Here is a 21,046-nt window from a genome sequence, read left to right on the forward strand (position 1 = left end):
AGCCCCTGGCCGGCCTGACACCGCCGGGGCTTCGCGGCCTGGGTTCCGTCCCCACGGCCCGGCCGCCGTCTCCAGTGGACCACCGTCCCGCACCATGACGTGGAGTGATCGCTACTCCATCGTGGCGCTCCGCGGGGAGGCGTACATCACGCCCAGGGATCCAGCTCCACAACCGCCTTCCGGGCCGCCTCCAGCAGGGGATCCGCCATCGGGACCGCCTTGCGCGCCACGGTGTCCATATGCACCCCCGTCAGCACGGTCACGGCACAGAGCTCACCGGTGACCGCGTGCTCCATCCGGTGGCAGAAGCGCACCACCTTGCTCTTCGCCTCCAGGAACGCGGAGCGGATCACCACGGTGTCCCCGGCGTGCAACTCCCGCCGGTAGGAGATCCGCTGGTCCACCGCCGCGGTGCCACGGCCCTCGGACCGCAGATAGTCCGGGGTCAGCCCGATGGAGGCGAGCAGTTGCCAGGTGGCCTCGTCGAACTTGCCCACGTACCACATGACGTTCATATGTCCCATGTGGTCGCAGTGCCACGGGTACACCGTGCCCCGGTAGGTGACCGCCAACTCCGTCATCCGTGCCTGTCTCCCTGTTCCGCCGTGCTGATCAACTCACGTTAGGGGGTGCGCCGGACACGGCGATGAGCAATGGGTACTCCATCGCGCCCCGCGCCGGGACGACGGGGGCGACGGGGAGGGCCGGGAGGGGAGTGGAAAGGGGGCCGGAAGAGGTCCGGGGCGCGGGGAGTTCAGGCGGGCAGCAGGGCGCTCAGCTCACGCCGGTCGCCGACCCCCAGCTTCTGGTACACGCGGTACAGCGTGTTGCCGACCGTACGCGGTGAGACCACCAGCCGGGCGGCGATCTCCTTGTCGGTGAGGCCACGCGCGGCCAGGGCCGCCACCGTGCGCTCCCGCGGCGACAGCGTCGGGCCCTCGCCCAGGAAGTACAGCGGGGGAGTGATCACCTCACCGCAGCCGCGCAGCAGCGTCCTGGCCTGCGTGGTGGCCGCGGTGGCGGCGCGGGCCCGGCCGGCCCGCCGCTGGAGCCGGGCCAGCTCGGCGTACCCCTCGGCCGCGTACAACTGTGCTCCGCACTCGGCCAGGGTCCGGCAGACCCGGCTCAGCATCCGCTCGTCCCCGGCGGACACCGCGCGGGCGTAGTGCAGCCGCGCGTGCAGATACGGACCCTGCACCGGCAGGTCGTCACGGACGGCCGTATGCGGTTCCACACCCAGCCGGGCGCCCTCGTGCAGCGCCATCACCGCGTCCCCGTACGCGGCTTCGCCCAGCGCGACCTCCACGGCGCCTTCGAGCAGCCGGGCGGCCGCCACCTGGTCACCGTCGCGGTGTGCGGTACGGGCCCGCGCCACTGCCAGCGCGGTGGCGTGCGGGCCCGGCTCCACGTCGCGCAGCGCGTCCTCGGCCGACGCGGTCCCGGCGCGGCCGGGCACGGCGGGCAGTCCGCCGCGCACCAGCGCGGCGCAGATGAGCGCCTGGTCCTGCCATGCCTGCCACCCCACCTGGTAGGCGGGCGTGAAGCTGACGTAGGGCAGTGCCTCATGCAGTCTGCCGCGCTCGTGCAGGGCCCAGCCCAGGGCCAGTCCGCGCTGGGCGTCGACCCGGACCCGGTGTCCCTCGGTCGCCTCCCGGTACGCCCTGGTGAGCAGTGACTCGGCCTCCTCCAGCCGGCCCGCGTACAGCAGCGCCATGGAGTACATCTCGTCCATCCAGCCGCGGTCGCAGTGGTCGGCCGACCCGGTGCCGAACAGTTCGTGGTGGAGGTCGAGCGCGTCCAGCGGACGCCCCTGGCGGCACAGCGTGGCCATGGCCAGCAGCGTCGCCTCGGTGGTGCGCGCGGGGGAGCGGCGCACCTGCGGCGGCACCTCGGTGGGCGTACTGCGGAACCGCCCCCGGAAGTACGCGGCCAACCCCTCGGCGGCCTCCCGCTGTTCTTCCGGCAGCCGCGCCGTCAGCAACTCGGCCTCACGGTAGCGGCCCTGGAGGATCAGCGCCCGTGCCACCAGCGGATCCAGCCGGGCCCGGATGTCCTTGCCCCCGGGCAGGGCCTGTGCCTCGGCCGCCAGCCGCCGCAGCGCCTCGAACTCCGCCTCGGCCAGCAGGACCCGGCCGAGCAGCCCGGCCGCATCCGGTGTGCGGTAGGTGTGCCACGCGGCCCGTGCCAGCCGGGCGGCGACGGGCAGTTCATAGGCGCGCAGAGCGTACCGGGTGGCGTCCAGCAGCACCGGTTCGACCGGTACGCAGCCGGTGTCCAGTTGCCACCTCGCCACCGTCACCCACTCCGCGGGCCGGGCGTCGCCACGCGCCTGGAGCGCCGCGGCCCAGGTGTCCAGCCAGTGCCTGCTGCGCAGCGCCGCCGCCTCCTGCCGCAGCACATGGCCCAGATAGGGGTGGCGGACGGTCACCGTGGACACCGGCCGGACGGCCTCCGCGCCATGGCCGCCCACCGCCCGGATCAGCCCCTGGTCCTCCAGGGCGAGCAGCGCCGGAACGCCGACCACGTCCTCCAGGACCTCCAGCCGTGCCGGTTCGGCCAGCGCGATCAGTTGCAGGGCGTCGCGCCGCACCTCGGAGAGGGCGTCGAGGTCCTGTGCCACCAGATCGCGCAGGGCGCCGGAGACCGGGACGGTGTCATCGGCCAGGTGCCAGTGGGCGCCCTGCCGTGACAGCAGCCCCTGACCGATCGCGGCCCGCAGCACCTCCCGCAGCAGCAGCGGGTTCCCGGCCGACATCGCCGCGAACCGGATGACGCTGGACCGGGTCAGCCGGTCGCCCGTCATCGTCCCGGCCAGCCGCCGGGCGCCCACCGCGTCCAGCGGCGCCAGCTCCAGCCGGCTCAGCCGCTGGTCCTTCCAGAGCGTGTGCAGCCGGGGGTCGACCCGTTCGGTGTCCCCGGTGACCAGGAGCTTGACCGTGGCCCGGGCGGCGAGCAGGAGCAGTGCGTCCACACCCTCGCGGGAGAGCTGGGGGGCGTCGTCGACACACACCACACGCGGACCGCGCGGGTGGTGCCGGAGCAGCCGCGACACCTCCTCGGGCGTCTCGACGGGCGTGATCCACTCCACCCTGGTCACCATCGTGGTGATCTCCTGGGCCAGCCGGGTCTTCCCCACTCCGGGGCCGCCCGTGATCCAGACACCTCCGGAGCCGCCGTTCAACGCCCCCAGAGCCAGGGCGAGTTCACGCTCGCGTCCGGCCAGGGACGGACGGTCGGACACCACCGGGCCGAGCGGTCCCGGCGCGGAACCGGTGGGAATCGGGGACGCCGCCGCGCGCACGGCTGAAGTCATGCTGCCTCTTTCAGACATCGAGAGAGACATCAGCCTCGGTCACCACTGGGGGCACCGCATCCGTAGAACTACCGGTGCCGGTCTCCTGATGCTCAGGCCCGGGCGCGCCGGTGTGCCGCGACCCGCTCACGGGTGGCACACCGCCGGGAGCAGTAGCGGCGCTCGGGCCCACTGCCCAGGGTGAGGAAGACGTTCCCGCAGCTCGGCGAGGCGCACACACCGCCGGGCGGCCGCTGGCGGTCCCAGATCAGCACGGTCAGCGCCATACAGGACGAGGCGAGGAACCACTCGCCCCACGGGGCGTCGTCATCGCTGTCGAGATGGGGGTGCCACGGGGAGGTGCCGTCGTGCGAGCTGAGCCGGATCCGGCCGGTCCCCCTGCGCAGCAGGCCGTTGAGCACGGACGCGGCGCGGTCGGTGTCCTCGGCGGCGAACACCGTGCGCAGCAGCGCGGCGGCGCCGCGCATCGCGGCGATGTCCTCGGCGGTCAGGTCGAGGGGGGCCGGTTCGCCATGGGTGAGCAGTACCTCCGCGACCGCGGCGGGGTCGGGCCGCTCCTCGGTGAGGGCGTTGATCAGGGCTGCGGTGCGGTGTGCGGTCGCCTGCACCGAATGCCGGGTGGACCAGTCGTCGTTCGCGGTCGCCATGGGCCCCAATGTAACGCACCTGGTGCAGTTTTGAGTTACCTGCGTAACGTGCAGAGCATGGAAAAGCGTTACTCGCTCAGGAGGTATCTGTTCGGTGCGGCCGTCGGCCGCACCGGGGACGAGACGGCGGGCCCCGCGCTGCTGCTGGCCGGGCTCGCGCTCACCGGCTCGGCGGCCTCGGCGTCGTTCCTGCTGGCGGGCTGTACGGTCGCGGCGGCGGTGGGCGGCCCCCTGATCGGGGCGCTGCTCGACCGGTCCGCCCGGCCGGGCCGGGTACTGGCCGCCGCGCTCGCCCTGCATGCCCTGGCGCTGACCGCGATCCTGCTGAGCCTGGGCCGGGCGCCGTTCGCGGTCACCTTCGCCATCGCGGTGGTCGCGGGGGTGCCGGGGCCGGTGCTGTCGGGCGGCTGGACCTCCCAGCTCTCCCGGCTGATGGCGCCGGAGGCGGTGCCGAGAGCCGGTGCGCTGGACGCCATGACCTTCAGCCTGGGAGCGCTGATGGGCCCTGCCCTCGCCGGGCTGGTCGCGGTCGTGGCCGGTGCCCCGGCCGCGGTGGCGACGGCCGTCGCCCTGCTCTGCCTGGCGCTGCCGACGGCCTGGACGCTGCCCCCGGTCGGACGGACGCCACCGGGGCGCCCGGTCGCGCCCGGGGATGGCCGCGCGTTCCCGCCGGCCGTTCTGGCCGAACTCACCGCCGGAGTACGGGCGATCCTCCGCAACCGGCCGCTCGCCCGCGCCACCGCCACCTCCGTGGTCCTCTGCGCGGGCGAGGGTGCGTTCCTCGCCTGCTGTCCGCTGCTCGGTGCCGGAGCCCTCGGCGGGGCGGACCGCGGGGCGCTGCTGCTCTCCGCCTCCGCCGCCGCGTCGCTCGTCGCGAACGCGCTGCTCGCCCGCCGAGCGCGACTGCCGCGCCCCGACGCCGTCATCGGGGGCAGCGCCCTCGTCCTGGCCGTGGCCGCGCTGCTGGCGGCCACGGGAGCCCCCGCCATGGTCATCGCCGCCGCTCTGCTCGCCGGTGCCGCCGAAGGGCCCGGTCTCACCGCCTTGTTCGCGGTGCGCCACCGGGAAGCGCCGGAGCGGCTGCGCGGCCGGATCGTCACCACAGGGGCCAGTCTGAAGATCACCGGCTTCGCCCTCGGCGCGGGCCTGGCCGGGGCGCTCGCCGTTCACACCCTGCCGGGTGCGCTGATCGCCGCGGCCGGATTCGGGGTGCTCGCGGCGCTCGTGAACGGTCTGATGTCCCGTCGGTCACCGCAACCCCCTGCCCCGGGGCGGGATCCCGCGCGCCTCGGGGACACCGTTCCGCCCGCGACCGCGCCGTAGGCCGCCCGGCGTCCGGTGGCCCCGGGGAGGTCCCCGGGACCACCGGTGGCTATTCCCGCCCGGTGTACGCGCGCAGATGGCGGGCGGTGAGGGTGGAACCGGTGTCGACCAGTTCGGCCGGGGTACCGGTGAACACCACCCGGCCGCCGTCGTGTCCGGCCCCCGGACCGAGGTCCACGATCCAGTCGGCGTGTGCCATCACCGCCTGGTGGTGCTCGATCACGATCACCGTGTTCCCGTCGTCCACCAGCCGGTCCATCAGCTCCAGCAACTGGTCCACATCGGCCAGGTGGAGTCCGGTGGTCGGCTCGTCCAGGATGTAGGTCGTCCCGTTCCTGGCCATGTGGATGGCCAGCTTGAGCCGTTGGCGCTCGCCACCGGAGAGGGTGGACAGCGGCTGGCCGAGCCCGAGGTAGCCGAGCCCCACCGCGAGCAGCCGGTCCAGGATCACCCGGGCGTGGCCGGTGGTGAAGAAGTCACGGGCGTCGGTGACGGGCATCGCGAGGACCTCGCCGATGTTCTTCCCGCGCAGCCGGTACGCCAGTACCTCCGGCCGGAACCGTTCGCCCCCGCACTCCTCGCACACCGACGCCACCTCGGCCATCATGCCGAGATCGGTGTAGATCAGCCCGATGCCCTTGCAGGCGGGGCAGGCGCCCTCGGAGTTGGCGCTGAACAGCCCCGGCCGGACCCGGTTGGCCTTGGCGAACGCCGCGCGGACCGGATCCAGCAGCCCGGTGTAGGTGGCGGGGTTGCTGCGGCGCGAACCGCGGATCGCCGACTGGTCCGCCACCACCACCCCCTCGCGCCCCGTGAGCGAGCCATGGATGAGCGAGCTCTTGCCGGATCCGGCGACCCCGGTGACCACGGTGAGCACCCCCAGCGGGATGTCCACGCTCACATCGCGCAGGTTGTGCGTGCGCGCGCCCCGGATGGGGAGGTGTCCCACCGGCTGCCGCGCCTTCTCCCGCAGCGGGACCCGGCGGTCCAGAGCGCGCCCGGTCGAGGTGTCCGAGGCGCGCAGTCCGGCCAGGTCTCCCGTGTAGGTGAGACGCCCTCCGGCGGCGCCCGCCCCGGGACCGAGGTCCACCACATGGTCGGCGATCCGGATGGTCTCCGGTTTGTGCTCCACCACCAGCACCGTGTTGCCCTTGTCGCGCAGCCGCAGCAGCAACCCGTTCATCCGCTCGATGTCATGCGGGTGCAGACCCACCGTGGGCTCGTCGAACACGTAGGTGACATCGGTGAGCGCCGAACCGAGATGGCGGACCATCCGGACCCGCTGGGCCTCACCGCCGGAGAGCGTGCCGGACTCCCGGTCCAGGCTCAGATAGCCCAGACCGATCTCCACCAGGGAGTCCAGCGTCTCCTGAAGGGTCTCCAGGACCGGTCCGACGGATTCGTCGTCGAGTGACCGTACGAACGCGGCCAGATCGCTGATCTGGAGTGATGAACAGTCCGTGATCGAGCGCCCGTCGATCAGACAGGACCGGGCCGCCTCGTTGAGCCGGGTTCCCCGGCAGTCCGGGCAGCCGGTGAGCGCGACCGCCCGGTCGGCGAACGCCCGCGCCTGGGGCTGCATCGTCTCCCGGTCCTTGGCCAGATACAGCCTGCGCACCTTGGTGACCAGACCCTCGTAGGTGAGCTGCTGCCCACCGGTCTTGATCTTGGTGGCGGGTTTGTGGAGGAAGTCCTGCCACTCCTCGGGGGTGTAGTCCTTGAGCTTGCGGTCGGGGTCGAAGAGCCCGGAGTTCGCCATCACCTGCCAGTGCCAGCTGTCCACCGCGAAGCCGGGAGCGGTGATCGCGCCCTCCTTCAACGACAGCTCACGGTCCACGAGTTGATCGACGTCGATCTCGGACACCCGGCCCAGGCCCTCGCACGAGGGACACATCCCCTCGGCCGTGTTGAAGCTGAACGCCATCGGCGCTCCGGCCGCGGGGGAGCCGAGCCGGCTGTACAGGATCCGCAGCAGGGTGTGGGCATCGGTGGCGGTGCCCACGGTGGAACGGGAGTTGGCGCCCATCCGCTCCTGGTCCACGATGATCGCCGCACTCAGGTTGCGCAGCGCGTCCACATCGGGCCGGGACTGGGACGGCATGAAGTTCTGGACGAACGCCGCGTAGGTCTCATTGATCAGCCGCCGTGACTCGGCGGCGATGGTGTCGAACACCAGCGAGGACTTACCGGATCCGGAGACCCCGGTGAACACGGTGAGCCGTCGCTTGGGCAGGTCGAGGGAGACACCGGTGAGGTTGTTCTCCCGGGCGCCGCGCACCTGGATCACATCGTGGGTGTCCGCGGCGGTGCGGTCCGGGGCAGGGGGCACCGGAGCCGAAATCGGCTGAGGGCAGGGGGACAGAGCGGAGTGGTCGTGGCTGAGCTCCATGGCTTCAAGTGTTTCATTGAAGAGCTCGTAGAAGGTTGGGCCGCGGTCCGCCACCACGGGCCGGGGGAGTGGGGCGATAACCTTCAACTCACCGTGAAGCCCGTACAGAAGAGTCCCGCCGGGAGACCGTGTCCATGAGCGTCCAGCACACCGCCCTGCGCCCGATCGACCTGGCGCGTCTGGTGGGTGTCTCCACCCAGCAGATCCGCAACTACGTCGACGCGGGCATCCTGCCCCCGACCGAGCGCACCGACTCCGGCTACCGCAGGTTCGACACCCGGCACCGCAGGGCGCTGCTCACCCACCGGGCCCTGATGAAGGGGTACGGCGCGGACACCGCCCGGGCCGTGATGCGCGCCGTCCACGAGGACGACCTGCCGCGGGCCCTCACCCTCGTCAACGCCGCCCACGCCGCCCTCCACGAACAGCGGCTCTCCCTCCAGGCCGCGGGCGAGGCGCTGGAGACGATCGCCGAGCAGTCCCCGGACACCACCTCGGTCCCCCGCTCGGGGCTGCGGATCGGGGAGGTCGCCGCCCGGCTCGGGGTCCGCACCTCCGCCCTGCGGGTGTGGGAGTCCTTCGGACTGCTCACCCCGCAGCGCGAGCCCATCACCGAGTACCGCCGCTACTCCCCGGTCGACGTACGGGACGCGCGGATGGTCAGCCTGCTGCGCCAGGGCCGCTATCCGCTGCCCCAGATCCGGCCCGTCCTGGACGGACTGCGCCGGACGGGCAGCAGCGAGGCGCTGCGCGCCGCCATCGCCCGGCGCCACGAGGAGCTGACGCTGCGGGCCACGGCCATGCTCAAGGGCTCCGGGCGGCTGCACGACTACATCACGGCGCATGAGGCGCCCGAGGAGCGATGAGTTTGTCCGGCGACGGCGGTCGGTACAGGTAAACACTCCAACGTGCAGGAGGCACCGATGGCCACTGACGGATTCACCACATGCCTGTGGTTCGACGGCCGGGCCGAGGAGGCGGCCCGGTACTACGTCTCGGTCTTCAAGAACTCCCGGATCGGCCGGATCAGCCACTACACCGAGGCCGGGCCCGGCCCCGCCGGTTCGGTGCTGACCGTCGAATTCGAGGCCAACGGCCAGAAGTTCGTCGCGCTCAACGGCGGCCCCGAGTTCACCTTCAACGAGGCCGTGTCGTTCCAGATCCACTGCGCCGACCAGGACGAGGTGGACCACTACTGGGCCAGGCTCACCGAGGGCGGTGGCGAGGAGGTCGCCTGCGGCTGGGTCAGGGACAGGTTCGGAGTGTCATGGCAGGTCGTGCCCTCCGTGCTGCTCGACCTGGTCACCGACGAGGATCCGCAGAAGGCCAGGCGCGCCACCGAGGCCATGCTCTCGATGAAGAAGCTGGACATCGCCGCGCTGAAGAAGGCCCACGCGGGCGGATGACCGCACCGCCCACCCCGTTCGGCTCCGGGCCGGTCCCGCAGCGTTCCGGACCGGAGCCGGGTGCCGTCAGCGGGCGGCGCCGCGCACCAGATCACCCGGATCGGTGTTGGCACCGCACAGCACCACCGCGATCCGCTCCCCGGGGCGGGGGACATACACACCGGAGGTGACGGCCGCCAGCGCGGTGGCCGCGGCGTGCTCCACCGCGAGTCTGCGGTCGTCCCACAGCGCCTGCCGCACCGCCACGATCGCCTCGTCGGACACCAGCACGGACCGCACCCCGTCCGCGCGGGCCCAGTCCAGCGCCGTCGCGGACGCCCGCCGCGCCCCGAGGGAGTCCGCCGCGACCGAGTCGACCGGTACGTCGACCACTTCATCCGCCTCCAGCGCCGCGTTGAGCGCACGGCAGCGCTCCGGCTCCACCGCGACCACCCGGACACCGTGCTCCAGCGCCGACACCGCGACCCCGGTGAACAGGCCACCGCCACCGACCGACACCACGACCGTGTCCAGGTCCGGCAGCAGCTCGTGGATCTCTTCCATCAGCGTGCCCGCCCCGGCGGCGATCAGCGGATGGTCATAGGCGTGGGACGCGAGCGCCCCGGTCCTGGCCGCGTACGTCCGTGAGGCGTCCAGCGCGTCCGCGTACTCGGTGCCCACCTGGTGGACCTCCGCGCCCAGTCCGCGCAGCCTGGCCACCTTCACCGCGGGCGCGGTCTCGGGCACGAACACCGCGGCGGGCACCGCATGGCGGGCGGCGGCCCAGGCGCACGCGAGACCGGCGTTCCCGCCGGAGGCGATCACCACGCCCGCCTCCGGGAGGGTGCCCGCCTCGGCGTGGCCACGGAGGAAGGTGAACGCGCCGCGCGCCTTGAAGGAGCCGGTGTGCTGGAGGAACTCCAGCGCCAGCCAGCCCCGCGCCGCGCCGAGGGCACCCTCCTCCAGCGGGGCGAGGGCGACGGGCCGGATGTGCCCCGCCACCCGCTGCGCCGCCGCCCGTACGTCCTGAAAGCTCACGGTCACCGGGGCACCTCCTGGCCACTGGAACACACGGACACCTGCCGCTGAAACACTGTATCGAACAGTGTATGTTCCGTCGTTCCGTACGTTCGCTACGCTTGCCCCGTGAGGAGCGCACGCAGCAGACCCCGGGAAGCCGAGCGGCCGACCCTGGACACCATCGCGGACACCGCCCTGGCGGTGATCGACGAGGACGGGCCCGAGGCCCTGAGCTTCCGCGCCGTGGCGCAGCGCCTCGGTGTCTCCCACGCCACCGTCTTCCGGCGCTGCGGCGATCTGGACGGACTGCTGGCCGCCTGCGCCGACCGGCTCGCCGAGAAGCTGCCCGAGGTGGCCGCGGACACCGACTGGGCCACCGCCACCGAGACCCGGTTCCAGGCACTCCACGCGCTGCTCTGCGCACATCCGGGGCTCGCGGCGCTGCGCGCGGGCCACGCCTGGTTCGGCCCGCGGCTGCTCGGCCGTCTCGTCGAACCGCAGCTCGCCCACAGCCTCGCCGCCGGGATGGCGCCGAAGGCCGCGATCGAGACCTATCGGCGGATGTACCTGTTCACCCTCGGCGCCGTCGCCTTCGTGGACCACGGTGACGACAGGAGCGCGGCGGCCACCGCCCGCACCGCGTTCGCCGCGCTGGACCCCGAGGACTTCCCCGTACTCACCGGCCATCTGGACGTGATTCTCCCGGCGCTGACCGACCCCGGGGTCTACCGGGACGGACTGCGTCAGCTCATCGACGCCGCGGTGGCCGACCATCTGTGAGCGCCGGAAGCGCCCTGGTGGACCCGGACGTCCGTACAGCCGTGCCGCTTCGCGGACCGCTCGGCGAACGCCGTGAGCGCCGCGCGGGTGTAGCGGTGCGGTTCGCTCCTGTGGAGGGTGTTCATCCTGCTGATGGCGTAGACCGCGGTGGCCGGGGTGCCGGGACAGCGGGCCGTCGCCCGGTCGGCGAAGCTCGTCAGCAGGGGGTCGTCGGCGCCGCGGCGCTCCTTCGACGAGGTCAGCCCGCGCTGGTCGTCGGCGAAGGTGCCGTAGAACGCGGACAGCCGGTAGACCGGCTCGCTCGTCTTCTTCCCCGACGCCTTCGCCAGCAGGAAGCAGTCCTCGATCGGGGCGCGGTCCGCCGCGGTGCCCAGACTCCGGGGGAGGGACGGGGTGCCGGGGATCCCCGCACAGGTGCCCTTCGCCTCCGCCGGCGGCGCGGTCTGTTCCGGCCGCGCCGCTTCCGGTGAGACCAGCGGAGCCATGGCCGTCACGGCACGGCCGGGACGGGCGTCGCAGCCCCAGGAGCGGGCCGCCCGCTCGGCGATACCGGTGGTGAGCCGGGCGAGATGGGTACGGTGGGCGGCCGTCTCGTAGGAGCGGTCGGTCCAGCCGACCACCGATGTGGTCAGGCTGTCCCCCTTGCGCGGCCCCGAGGTGTTGCGGCAGTCCATCACGACGGTGGCGTTGCCCTCGTCCCGGTCGCCGTCCCGCCAGTGGTTCATCATCCCCGACCAGCCGTGGCCGATGGGGGTGGACATCAGCGCGAGGTAGTTGTTCTGGTCCCGTTTGGCCTCGGTGTGCGGGGCCCACGCCCGGGAGCGCCACTCCATCCGCACGACGGCGCGCTTGCGGTAGCCGTCGTCCACGTCCAGCCAGCAGATCACCGGGGCGCCCGAGGTGTTGTGCTCTCCGTGGCGGCCGTACCGGGTCGCGGTCTTCAACCGGTCAGCTCCCAGCAGGTCCTTCGCCTCGCCGGGGTCCACCGTCCCGCCGCAGGCCTCGTCCAGGGCGCGGTCGTCCTGCCAGCGGCCGAAGGTACCGCTCAGGAACAGCCACCCCGCCGCCACTGCCAGAACCAGTGCCACCACACCCGCTATCCGGGTCACCTTGCGCCGCATCCGCGGAGATTAGCAGCTCAGGGCCCGGACAACGGGGTGGTGGAGGGGCTCAGACGGTGTGCGGACGCACCACCGCCTTGAGCGCCGTCGGATCCTGGGCGCCCACGGTCAGGGCCCGTTCCGACTCCGCGAGATCGTAGTGATGGGTGGCGAGCGGATCGAGCCGCACCTCACCGGAGGCCGCCAGCGCGATCGCGGTCGGCCAGGTGTTGGCGTACCGGAAGGTGCCGGTGACCTCGATCTCGAAGTTCTGCACATGCGCCAGTGGCAGGGGTACGGAGTCCCCGCCCATCCCGACCAGCACCGCCCGTCCGGATCGGCCCAGGGTGCGGATTGCCTCGTCGGCCACCGCCGGGACCCCGGAGCACTCCACCAGCACATCAGGGGTGAAACCGGTGTCGGCGAGCGGGGTGGTGGTCACGTCCACGGTGGCGGTGGCTCCCAACTCCCGGGCGGCGGCCAGCCGATGGGGCTCCACATCGGTGACCACGACCTCGGTGGCACCGAACGCCCGCGCCGTCTGGGCGGCGATCAGACCGATCGGCCCGGCGCCGGTGACCAGCACCCGGGAGCCGACGCTGACCCGGCCCTTGCGGCAGGCCCACACCCCGACGGACAGCGGTTCCAGCAGCGCCGCCGCGTCCGCGCCGAGCGCCTCGGGCACCGGATGGGCGAAGTCCTCGTCGACGGCCACGTATTCGCACAGGGCGCCGTCCACCGGCGGGGTGGCGTAGAAGGACACCTCGGGACAGAGGTTGTAGCGGCCGTGGCGGCACTGGGCGCACCGGCCGCACGGGACCCCCGGTTCCAGGGACACCAGTTGGCCGGGTGCCAGCCGCCGGGCCCCGGGGCCGACGGCCACCACGGTGCCGCTGGGCTCATGGCCCAGCACCATGGGGGCGCGGACGACGAAGTCGCCGATCCTGCCGTGTTCGTAGTAGTGCACATCCGAACCGCAGATGCCGACCGCTTCGACGCGGACCAGGACCTGACCGGGGCCGGGCCGGGGCACCGGGCGCCGCTGGATCTCCAGCCGCCTCGGCGCGCACAGCACCGCGGCGCGCATGGTGTCGGGGATGTCGGGGGGCAGGGTGTCGGCGGTCATTCTCCGGTCACGGCTCCCATGGTCAGGCCGGTGACCAGCCACCGGCGTACGGCAAGGCCGACGAGCATCATCGGGACCACCACGACAGTGCCGATGGCGGTCAGCTGGCCCCAGTCGATACCGGTCTGGGTGACCAGCTGGCTGGCGGCGATGGGCAGGGTCTGGGTGCGTGGTCCGCTGAGGACCAGGGCGAAGGCGTAGTCGTTCCAGGAGAAGACCAGGCACAGGACGAAGGTGGTGACCAGCCCCGGGCGGGTCAGCGGCAGGATCACATGGCGGAACGCCTGCCAGGAGGTGCATCCGGCCACCTGGGCCGACTCCTCCAGGGCCGGGGGGAGTTGTGCGAAGAAGGCGTTCAGCAGCCAGATGGCGAACGGCAGGTTGAAGCTGAGGTAGGCCAGGACCAGACCCGGCAGGGTGTCGATCAGCCCCAGTGTCCGGAAGATCAGGAAGATCGGCAGGACCACGGCGGCGATCGGTGCCATCCGGGTGGAGATGATCCAGAACGACAGGTGGTGCTTGCCCCGCGCCTTGGTCCGGGCCAGCCCGTATCCGGCCAGCGCGCCGAGGGCGGTGGCCAGCAGCGCCGAACAGCCCGCGGCCACCACGCTGTTGCGCAGATACGGCCCCAGGTTGTTGCCGCCGCTGAACAGGTTCCGGTAGTTGTCCAGGGTGGGGCCGAACCACACATCGGGGGTGGCGGCGGTGACCTCGGCGGTGGGCTTGAAGGACGACAGCAGCATCCAGCCCAGCGGGACCAGTGTCCATATCAGCGCGGTCACGACGAGGACGCGGACCAGGATGCGCGAACCGCGGCCGCCGTGCTCCAGCGGCCCGGCACCGGTGGTGGAGGCGGTCATCGGGCCAGCCCCTTCCGGTCGAGGAGACGGACGAAATAGCGGGCCACGACGGTGGTGACGGCCAGCATCAGCAGTCCGGTCACCGCGGCGTAGCCGAAGTCGAAGAAGCGGAAGGCGGTTTCATAGAGCCGGACGGACGCCGTCTTGGTGGCGTCGGCGGGTCCGCCGCCGGTGGTGTTCCAGATGATGTCGAAGTAGCGCAGCGCGTCCATCGACCGGATCAGCAGTGCCACCAGCAGGACGGGTGCGATGGCGGGCAGCACGATGTGGCGCAGGGTGCGCGGCATTCCGGCGCCGTCGAGCGACGCCGCCTCCAGCACGCTGGAGGGCACGGAGGTCAGTCCGGCCAGCGCGATCAGGGTGACCAGCGGTGTCCACTCCCAGATGTCCATCAGGGTCACCGAGAGGAACGCGGTCGTCTTGTCGCCCATCAGATCGCCGTGGTAGCCGGCCTGGCCCAGCAGCCAGGAGTAGAGCCCGAAGGTGGAGTCGGTGAGGAAGCGGCCCAGCAGTCCCACGATCACGGGTGCCACGAACATCGGGAGCAGCAGCAGGCTCAGCGCGGCGTTGCGGCCGTGCCGCAACCGCCACAGACAGATGGCCAGCAGGGTGCCGAGCACCATCTCGCCGCCCACCGTGAGCAGGAAGTACCCGGCGGTCCTGGCCCAGGCCCACGCCATGTCGGGGTCGGTGAACAGCCGTGTCCAGTTGTCGGCTCCGGCGCCCTCCAGCCTGAGCCCGCCGAGCAGGTGCACCCGGGAGAAGCTCATGATGACCACCGCCGCGAACGGCAGCAGGGAGACACCGGCGAGCACCAGCAGTCCGGGGGCCATCATGCGTCCGGCGAAGCCGGGGAGGGGAATCCGGGAACGGCGTCCGGAGGAGCGTCCGTCCCGGCGGAGGCCGGTCGTCAGGGAACCCATGGTCAGTTCACCCACCCTCGGGCGACGATGCGGTCGATACGGCTGGTGGCGGCCCGCATGGCCGACTCCGGCGAGGCGTCGCCCGCGAGCATGCCGGAAAGCTGGGTGTAGACGGCGGTGTCGCACTCCGCCCACATGGGGATCTTCGGGCGCAGTCCGATGGTGTCGGACCGCCAGGTCTCCTTGACCGCGGTCGCCGAGAGCATGTTGGCCATCTTCGAGGGCCGGTGCTGGGCCTCGGTGACGCGCGGTAGTCCGTAGACGGAGGTACGGGTCGGGGTGCCGCCGCCGACCTCGCTGGCCAGGTTGGCCAGTTGGGTCCTGGGCGCGGTGGCCCAGTTGACGAAGAGCCAGGCGGCCTGGCGCCGTCGCTCGGGGATCACATCGGACACCGCGATACCGGTTCCGCCGTACATGCCGGCCGAGCGCGCCGGGCCCTTGGGCAGCCGGGCGTAACCGACCTTGCCGGGCATGGCCGCCTCGTTGGACGCCGCGTACTCGTGCCAGTTGGGACACATGGCGATGCGTCCGGCGCGGAAGGCCGCGCCGAGCCCGTCCCAGTCCCAGGTGCGGGAGCCGGGGTCGGCGATCCTCAGCAGCCGCTGGTAGAACGCGGCTCCTTCGATCGCGGCGTCCGAGTCCAGCCGGCAGTCCCCGGGGTCGAGGGTGCCGACGCGGCCGACGCGGCGGCCGCCGTCGAAGTAGTCGCCGCCGTAGGACCAGAGCAGGTTGGAGAAGTCACACATCAGCGCGTCATGCTGTTTGGCCTGGTGGCCGGTGCCGTAGCGCACCGCGTCGGTCTTGTCGTTGAACCACTCGGCGATGGCGTAGTACTGCTCCCACGTCGTGTCGTCGGAAGGCATCGGATCGAAGCCGAGGTCGTCCGCCATCCGGTCGCGGTACCGCTCGAAGAGGTCGGCGCGGTACTGCCAGACCATGGTCGGGCAGTCGTAGGGCAGCGCCAGCACCTTGCCGTCACCGCCGAAGCGGCCCGCCGCGTCCAGATGGGTGGGGATGAAGTCGCCGAAGCCGCCGGGCAGCCGGGGCAGCCCGGGATCCTCGGCAAACTCCCTGAGGTCGGCGAAGGCCGGTGCGTAGGGGGCCAGCACCTGGTACGGGTCCGCGTACACCACGTCGTACTCACCGTTGCCCGAGGCGAGGTCGAGGGCGACCTTCTGCGCGAGTGCGGACAGCTCGAGCGTGACGATGTTGACGCGGATGCCGGTGAGCTCGGTGAACGGTGTGAGGTCGGCGGCGATCGCGGCGGTGGGGGCGGTGTTCTCGGAGATGAAGTTCACCGTGGTCCCCGCGTACCGGCGCCAGGGCCCGGCATCGGCGTGGAAGGCGGCGTCGGACCGGCCGCCGCAGGCGGCCAGCAGCCCCATGGCCCCCGCCCCGGCGGCGCCGCGCAGCACGGAGCGGCGGCTGAGCGGTGGTGCGGGCCGCGGTGCGGAGGAGGGTGGGGGAGAACCCATGTCGTACGTCCCTTGGAGTGTGCGAGCCCGGGGAGCGGGCCGGCGCGAACTCTGACGAACGACATTGTTAGCAGAAGATCGAGCAAGAGTTAACACATTGTGCGAGATATTTTGCTCGTGATCTTCCGGCTGTGACGCCGCTGAGGGGCGGGCTATGGTGGCCCGCCCCTCAGCGTTTTGTCCGGAATATTTGGTTTTGTCTGGACTGACTGGACTACAGGGACTTCTCCAGCCGTCCGGCCACCAGCTTGATGAAGCGCGCCGGGTCGGTCAGCTCGCCGCCCTCGGCCAGCAGTGCCATCCCGTGCAGCAGCTCCGCCGTCTCGGCCAGTCCGGCGTCGTCCCCGCGTTCACCATGGGCCGTGCGCAACCCGCTCACCAGTGGATGCGTGGGGTTCAGCTCCAGGATCCGCTTGACCTCGGGCAGCTCCTGGCCCATCGCCTTGTAGATGTTCTGGAGCTGCGGCGAGAGGTCATGGGTGTCGCCCACGACGCACGCGGGCGAGGTGGTCAGCCGCGAGGAGAGCCGCACCTCCTTGACGCTGTCGCTCAGCGTCGTGGTCATCCAGGAGAGCAGATCGGCGTAGTCCTGCTTCTGCCGCTCCCGCTCGGCCTCCGTCTCCGCGTCCTTCTCGCCGTCGCCGTCCAGGTCGACCTGGCCCTTGGCGATGGACCGCAGCGGCTTGCCGTCGAACTCGGGGACCGCGTCCACCCACAGCTCGTCGATGGGGTCGGTGAGGACCAGGACCTCGAACCCCTTGTCCCGGAAAGCCTCCATATGGGGCGAGCTCTCCACGATCGAGCGCGATTCGCCCGTCATGAAGTAGATGTGCTCCTGCCCCTCCTTCATCCGCTCCACGTACTGCCGCAGGGTGGTCGGCTCCTCCGCGTCCCGGGTGGTGGCGAACGAGCAGAGCCCGAGGATCGTCTCGCGGTTCTCGAAGTCGCCGAGCAGTCCCTCCTTGAGGACCGGACCGAATTCCTTCCAGAAGGTCGTGTACCGCTCCGGGGCGCCGGACACCATGTCCTTCACCGTGGAGAGCACCTTCTTGACCAGCCGCCGCCGCATCAGCTGGATCTGGCGGTCCTGCTGGAGGGCCTCGCGCGAGACGTTCAGCGACAGGTCCGCCGCGTCCACCACACCCTTGACGAAGCGCAGGTACTCCGGCATCAGCGCTTCGCAGTCGTCCATGATGAAGACGCGCTTCACATAGAGCTGGACGCCCCGCTTGCGGTCCCGCATATACAGGTCCTGCGGCGCGTGGGACGGGATGAACAGCAGCGACTGGTATTCGAACGTGCCCTCCGCCTGCATACGGATGGTCTCGAGCGGATCGTTCCAGTCGTGGCTGATGTGCTTGTAGAACTCGTGGTACTCGTCATCGGTCACCTCGTCCTTCGAACGCGCCCAGAGCGCCTTCATCGAGTTGACCGTCTCGACCTCCGGGGCGGCCTCCGCGGCGGAGCCACCGGCGGACTCCTCGTCGCCCTCGGCGCCCTCCGCTGCGGCCTTCGGCGGCGCCTCGACCGCCATCCGGATCGGCCAGGTGATGAAGTCCGAGTACCGCTTGACGATCTCCCTGATCTTCCAGGGGGAGGTGTAGTCGTAGAGCGCGTCCTCGGTGTCCTCCGGCTTCAGCCGGAGCGTGACCGCGGTGCCCTGCGGGGCGTCGTCGGCCGGCGCGATGGTGTACGTGCCCTCGCCGCCGGACTCCCAGCGGGTGCCCTGGCTCTCCCCGGCGCGCCGGGTCAGCAGGGTGACCCCCTCGGCCACCATGAAACTGGAGTAGAAGCCGACACCGAACTGGCCGATGAGGTCCTGTGAGGCGGCCGCGTCCTTCGACTCCTTCAATTCCTGCAGGAATTTCGCGGTGCCGGAGTTCGCGATGGTGCCGATCAGCTGCACGACCTCGTCGTGCGACATGCCGATGCCGTTGTCGCGCACGGTCAGGGTGCGCTGTTCCTTGTCGACCTCGATCGCGATGTGGAGATCAGAGGTGTCCGCCTCCAGGTTTCCGTCGCGGAGCGATTCCAGCCGCAGCTTGTCCAACGCGTCGGAGGCGTTGGAGACGAGCTCACGCAGAAAGACGTCCTTGTTCGAGTAAATCGAATGGATCATCAACTGGAGCAGCTGGCGCGCCTCGACCTGAAACTCGAAAGTTTCGCTCCCTGTAGTCACTGATTCCCCTCGTGAGATATGCGTCGACGACATCAAGTGCGGTGTGTCGTAGCGATCTTATCCAAGAAGGGGGCCGGGAATGCCCGGATCGCGTGGGGGCGGTGGTACCACCGCCCCGCACACGCCCGGGGCCCGGTGTCAGTCGCCGGGGCGGAACCGGTTCCAGTCCAGGACCTCCGCGACCTCCCGCTGGATCTCTTCCGCGGCTTCGCGGGTCTCGGTGGGCACATCCCCGTGCTCGGCGACCATGCTGTCGTAAATGGGCACAAGGCCGGATGTGTTCGCGGTTGTCATGGTTGGTATGTCTTTCTTGATCAGGATCTGACTCTGCACGGCTTCCGCTACCCGTCGCACGCCAGCACATGCGTACTGATCACTGTGGCGGGTCTCACGGTCGCCGGCCCCGGTCCCGCCCCTGGTCCCGGCCCCGGCCCCGGCCCTGCCCCGGCTCGGTCGTCAGGGATAGGACACCACGGTCGACGGCACCGTGGCCGAGCCCGAGGTGGCGGCTCCGGTGTCGTTGATCACGTGCTCGTACTGGCCCTTGCCGCCGAGCGAGACCACCAGCAGGTGGTGGAAGGCGACCCCGGCCCGTCGCGGGGCGGCGAAGCCGTGGTCCTGGCGGATGGACGGGTCCACGTTGTAGTAGCAGTAGCTGCCCAGGCCCCAGCCCTCGTGCGTGGTGACGGAGTCGGCCACCCGGTAGGCGGCGTACCCCTTGGTGCCGCCGTTCTGGACGGCGGCCTGGTCCGGGGCGTCGTACGCCTTCTCGTTCTGGAAGAAGACGGTGCGGCCGCGCTCTCCGGACCACTGGACGTCGTACTTGTTGAAGTGCTCGACGAACAGCCCGGTGGCCAGGACGTCGTCGCCGTCGACCCGTACGCCGTAGTCGGCGCGGTTGGTCTCCCAGCCCACCCCGGAGCCGTGGTCCGCGCGCCATACCCAGGTGTGGTCCACGATGGTGTGACGGCTGTTGATCACCATGCTGGTGGTGGCCCGGCCCGGACCCGCGCCGCCGATCCGGATGAACACGTCCTGGACGGTGACGGGGTTGGCGGAGTGGGCCGCGGAGGCGCCCGGAGGGCCGACCTCCAGCAGGGTGGGGGAGTTGACCGGTCCCGCGTCGATGAGGAATCCGGCCAGGCGCACCCCGTCGACGTCCGCCACCTTCAGGGCGGTCACCCCGTTGTCCGGCACCAGGGTGGCGTAGCCGAGTCCGAGTACGACGGTGTCCGCCCGGTTCACCTCCACCGGCCGGTCCAGGTGGTAGATCCCCGGGGTGAGCAGCAGATGCAGCCCCTGGGCCAGCGCGGCGTTGAGGGTCTCCGCGGTGACACCCGGTCTGGCCACGTAGAAGCGGGTGAGCGGCAGTGAGGTGCCCCGGGGTGTGCCGCCGCCCCAGGTGGTGCCGCGCGCGTCCACCCGCTTCTCCGGCAGGAACACCCGGTAGCCGGCGCCGTCGAGGTACAGGAAGGGCTTCTCCCGGGAGACCGGAGTGGTGTGCAGCGTGGTGTACGGGGGGTCGGGGAAGGACTGTGCGGGCGCACCCTCGACTCCGGAGAACACCATGTTCCACACCGCGTTCCGCCAGCCGCCCACCACGCTGTCGCGGGTGTACCACTGCTGCTGCGAGTAGGGGCTCACCGTGCCGTCGATCCGGCTGTCGGCGATGTAGCCGCCGCTGGCCCAGCCGTAGCCGTCGGGCGCCAGGTTGAGCCCGCCGCGGATGTGCATCCGGCGGAACGGCGCCGCCTGTGCCACCGCCCAGCGGTTGGTGCCGTTCACGGGCACCAGTGCGAGGTTCTCCGCGGAGCGCCAGAAGTTCTGGGTGGCGTTGCCGCCGAACCAGCCCGCGTCCACGGTGACATCGCCGTTGATGGTGGTGTCGTCGGGGGAGAGGCCGAGGCCCGCGATGGAGGTGTAGAAGCCGAGCTGGGCGTTGAGCCCGTGGTACGTGCCGGGCTTGAACAGCAGCGCGTAGCGGCCGGTGCCGAACTGGGCCGACTCCTGCTCCTTGAACACCCGGTCCAGGGTGGCCTGGATGCCGGGGGTGGCAGGGTCGAAGACCAGCACCCGCGGGCCGAGGTCGCCACCGCCGGGCAGCGGGGCGCGCCCCCGGCCGCGCCGGGCGGGGGCGGCCGCCGCGGCGGTGGACGGGGTGAGCAGACCCGGCGCGGCGGCCGCGGCACCGGCCATCGTGGTGAGCACCGTGCGGCGGGGGAGTGCGGATCCATCGCTGGCCGTGCGGTCGGTGGGGGGTGTGGGCATGGCGGCTCTCCTTGTTCAGAAAATGAACGAAACGGAGGTGAGGGAGCGCTCTCTTGACGCTGAATGCTTCAGCGGTGTCCATCAGTCGTCAAGAGCTGCGTCAGGAACTTCCCGCCATCGCACGGTAGTTGAGCCGTGATCCCGGTGATCCGCATTCAGAGGATGATGGAAGAGATGACGGACGGCGAACGGCCTGGTGCCCCTGTGGGCACCCGCCCGTGGCCCGGCCGACCCGGCCGGGTGCGGGGGAGGGCGGGG

17 protein-coding genes are annotated in these 21,046 nt (G+C 71.4%); 4 read left to right on the plus strand and 13 right to left on the minus strand.

All coding sequences use genetic code 11. The annotated features are described in order from the left end of the window. Positions 1-146: 146 nt before the first annotated feature. The 3 genes from NMK44_RS36705 to NMK44_RS36715 form a co-directional block, all read right to left on the minus strand. The gene (locus NMK44_RS36705) at positions 147-581 is read right to left on the minus strand and encodes an acyl-CoA thioesterase (RefSeq protein WP_254751521.1); all 435 of its coding nucleotides are present in this window, start codon (positions 579-581) and stop codon (positions 147-149) included. Positions 582-754: 173 nt separating this feature from the next. Further along, positions 755-3,313: a LuxR C-terminal-related transcriptional regulator gene (locus NMK44_RS36710; RefSeq protein WP_254751523.1), complete on the minus strand. Its 2,559-nt coding sequence runs from the start codon at positions 3,311-3,313 to the stop codon at positions 755-757. A 92-nt stretch (positions 3,314-3,405) separates the two neighbouring features. Further along, positions 3,406-3,960 (minus strand): CGNR zinc finger domain-containing protein, encoded by a 555-nt coding sequence (locus NMK44_RS36715; RefSeq protein ID WP_254751525.1) that lies wholly within the window; start codon positions 3,958-3,960, stop codon positions 3,406-3,408. A gap of 57 nt (positions 3,961-4,017) precedes the next feature. On the opposite strand from NMK44_RS36715, the gene NMK44_RS36720 reads away from it, so the two are divergent. Further along, on the plus strand, positions 4,018-5,283 hold the full coding sequence (locus tag NMK44_RS36720) for an MFS transporter (protein ID WP_254751527.1): 1,266 nt from the start codon (positions 4,018-4,020) through the stop codon (positions 5,281-5,283). 49 nt (positions 5,284-5,332) lie between these two features. Here NMK44_RS36720 and NMK44_RS36725 read toward each other — a convergent pair whose 3' ends face one another. Further along, positions 5,333-7,672: an ATP-binding cassette domain-containing protein gene (locus NMK44_RS36725; RefSeq protein ID WP_254751529.1), complete on the minus strand. Its 2,340-nt coding sequence runs from the start codon at positions 7,670-7,672 to the stop codon at positions 5,333-5,335. A gap of 134 nt (positions 7,673-7,806) precedes the next feature. Here NMK44_RS36725 and NMK44_RS36730 point away from each other — a divergent pair, with 134 nt between their 5' ends. Both NMK44_RS36730 and NMK44_RS36735 read left to right on the plus strand, forming a co-directional pair. Continuing rightward, the gene (locus NMK44_RS36730) at positions 7,807-8,538 is read left to right on the plus strand and encodes a MerR family transcriptional regulator (protein ID WP_254751531.1); all 732 of its coding nucleotides are present in this window, start codon (positions 7,807-7,809) and stop codon (positions 8,536-8,538) included. A 57-nt stretch (positions 8,539-8,595) separates the two neighbouring features. Continuing rightward, positions 8,596-9,078, plus strand: coding sequence for a VOC family protein (locus NMK44_RS36735; protein ID WP_254751533.1), 483 nt, complete (start codon positions 8,596-8,598; stop codon positions 9,076-9,078). A gap of 66 nt (positions 9,079-9,144) precedes the next feature. Here NMK44_RS36735 and NMK44_RS36740 read toward each other — a convergent pair whose 3' ends face one another. Beyond that, positions 9,145-10,095 (minus strand): serine/threonine dehydratase, encoded by a 951-nt coding sequence (locus NMK44_RS36740; RefSeq protein WP_374215395.1) that lies wholly within the window; start codon positions 10,093-10,095, stop codon positions 9,145-9,147. 108 nt (positions 10,096-10,203) lie between these two features. On the opposite strand from NMK44_RS36740, the gene NMK44_RS36745 reads away from it, so the two are divergent. After that, complete coding sequence (locus NMK44_RS36745) at positions 10,204-10,857, plus strand: TetR/AcrR family transcriptional regulator (RefSeq protein ID WP_254751540.1); 654 nt, start codon at positions 10,204-10,206, stop codon at positions 10,855-10,857. Here the strand turns inward: NMK44_RS36745 and NMK44_RS36750 are convergent. The 8 genes from NMK44_RS36750 to NMK44_RS36785 form a co-directional block, all read right to left on the minus strand. Next, complete coding sequence (locus NMK44_RS36750) at positions 10,821-11,978, minus strand: hypothetical protein (RefSeq protein ID WP_254751545.1); 1,158 nt, start codon at positions 11,976-11,978, stop codon at positions 10,821-10,823. The genes NMK44_RS36745 and NMK44_RS36750 overlap by 37 nt on opposite strands. Before the next feature lie 49 nt (positions 11,979-12,027). Next, positions 12,028-13,083, minus strand: a complete 1,056-nt coding sequence (locus NMK44_RS36755) for an NAD(P)-dependent alcohol dehydrogenase (protein ID WP_254751550.1) — start codon at positions 13,081-13,083, stop codon at positions 12,028-12,030. After that, positions 13,080-13,943 (minus strand): carbohydrate ABC transporter permease, encoded by an 864-nt coding sequence (locus tag NMK44_RS36760; protein ID WP_254751552.1) that lies wholly within the window; start codon positions 13,941-13,943, stop codon positions 13,080-13,082. The genes NMK44_RS36755 and NMK44_RS36760 overlap by 4 nt, the downstream gene beginning before the upstream one ends. Further along, positions 13,940-14,866, minus strand: coding sequence for a carbohydrate ABC transporter permease (locus NMK44_RS36765; protein ID WP_254751554.1), 927 nt, complete (start codon positions 14,864-14,866; stop codon positions 13,940-13,942). The genes NMK44_RS36760 and NMK44_RS36765 overlap by 4 nt, the downstream gene beginning before the upstream one ends. A 2-nt stretch (positions 14,867-14,868) precedes the next feature. Next, entirely contained in the window at positions 14,869-16,341 is a 1,473-nt protein-coding gene (locus NMK44_RS36770; protein WP_254751555.1) for an extracellular solute-binding protein, read from the minus strand. A 214-nt stretch (positions 16,342-16,555) separates the two neighbouring features. After that, positions 16,556-18,460 carry a molecular chaperone HtpG gene (htpG, locus tag NMK44_RS36775; protein WP_254751557.1) on the minus strand — a complete coding sequence of 635 codons (1,905 nt, stop codon included), beginning with the start codon at positions 18,458-18,460 and terminating at the stop codon, positions 16,556-16,558. 198 nt (positions 18,461-18,658) lie between these two features. Continuing rightward, on the minus strand, positions 18,659-18,814 hold the full coding sequence (locus tag NMK44_RS36780; protein ID WP_254751559.1) for a hypothetical protein: 156 nt from the start codon (positions 18,812-18,814) through the stop codon (positions 18,659-18,661). Positions 18,815-18,976: 162 nt separating this feature from the next. Beyond that, a complete protein-coding gene (locus NMK44_RS36785) occupies positions 18,977-20,788 on the minus strand; it encodes a pectate lyase-like domain-containing protein (protein WP_254751561.1) in 1,812 nt (603 codons plus the stop codon). Positions 20,789-21,046: the final 258 nt, after the last annotated feature.

It is taken from the genome of Streptomyces cucumeris (assembly GCF_024295805.1).
Classification (GTDB): domain Bacteria; phylum Actinomycetota; class Actinomycetes; order Streptomycetales; family Streptomycetaceae; genus Streptomyces; species Streptomyces cucumeris.

Bases quoted from the DNA above. Each gene is read 5' to 3' on its own strand.
- NMK44_RS36705 (WP_254751521.1), bottom strand. From the start codon at position 581: ATGACGGAGTTGGCGGTCACCTACCGGGGCACGGTGTACCCGTGGCAC.
- NMK44_RS36710 (WP_254751523.1), bottom strand. From the start codon at position 3,313: ATGACTTCAGCCGTGCGCGCGGCGGCGTCCCCGATTCCCACCGGTTCC.
- NMK44_RS36715 (WP_254751525.1), bottom strand. From the start codon at position 3,960: ATGGCGACCGCGAACGACGACTGGTCCACCCGGCATTCGGTGCAGGCG.
- NMK44_RS36720 (WP_254751527.1), top strand. From the start codon at position 4,018: ATGGAAAAGCGTTACTCGCTCAGGAGGTATCTGTTCGGTGCGGCCGTC.
- NMK44_RS36725 (WP_254751529.1), bottom strand. From the start codon at position 7,672: ATGGAGCTCAGCCACGACCACTCCGCTCTGTCCCCCTGCCCTCAGCCG.
- NMK44_RS36730 (WP_254751531.1), top strand. From the start codon at position 7,807: ATGAGCGTCCAGCACACCGCCCTGCGCCCGATCGACCTGGCGCGTCTG.
- NMK44_RS36735 (WP_254751533.1), top strand. From the start codon at position 8,596: ATGGCCACTGACGGATTCACCACATGCCTGTGGTTCGACGGCCGGGCC.
- NMK44_RS36750 (WP_254751545.1), bottom strand. From the start codon at position 11,978: ATGCGGCGCAAGGTGACCCGGATAGCGGGTGTGGTGGCACTGGTTCTG.
- NMK44_RS36755 (WP_254751550.1), bottom strand. From the start codon at position 13,083: ATGACCGCCGACACCCTGCCCCCCGACATCCCCGACACCATGCGCGCC.
- NMK44_RS36760 (WP_254751552.1), bottom strand. From the start codon at position 13,943: ATGACCGCCTCCACCACCGGTGCCGGGCCGCTGGAGCACGGCGGCCGC.
- NMK44_RS36765 (WP_254751554.1), bottom strand. From the start codon at position 14,866: ATGGGTTCCCTGACGACCGGCCTCCGCCGGGACGGACGCTCCTCCGGA.
- NMK44_RS36770 (WP_254751555.1), bottom strand. From the start codon at position 16,341: ATGGGTTCTCCCCCACCCTCCTCCGCACCGCGGCCCGCACCACCGCTC.
- htpG (WP_254751557.1), bottom strand. From the start codon at position 18,460: ATGATCCATTCGATTTACTCGAACAAGGACGTCTTTCTGCGTGAGCTC.
- NMK44_RS36780 (WP_254751559.1), bottom strand. From the start codon at position 18,814: ATGACAACCGCGAACACATCCGGCCTTGTGCCCATTTACGACAGCATG.
- NMK44_RS36785 (WP_254751561.1), bottom strand. From the start codon at position 20,788: ATGCCCACACCCCCCACCGACCGCACGGCCAGCGATGGATCCGCACTC.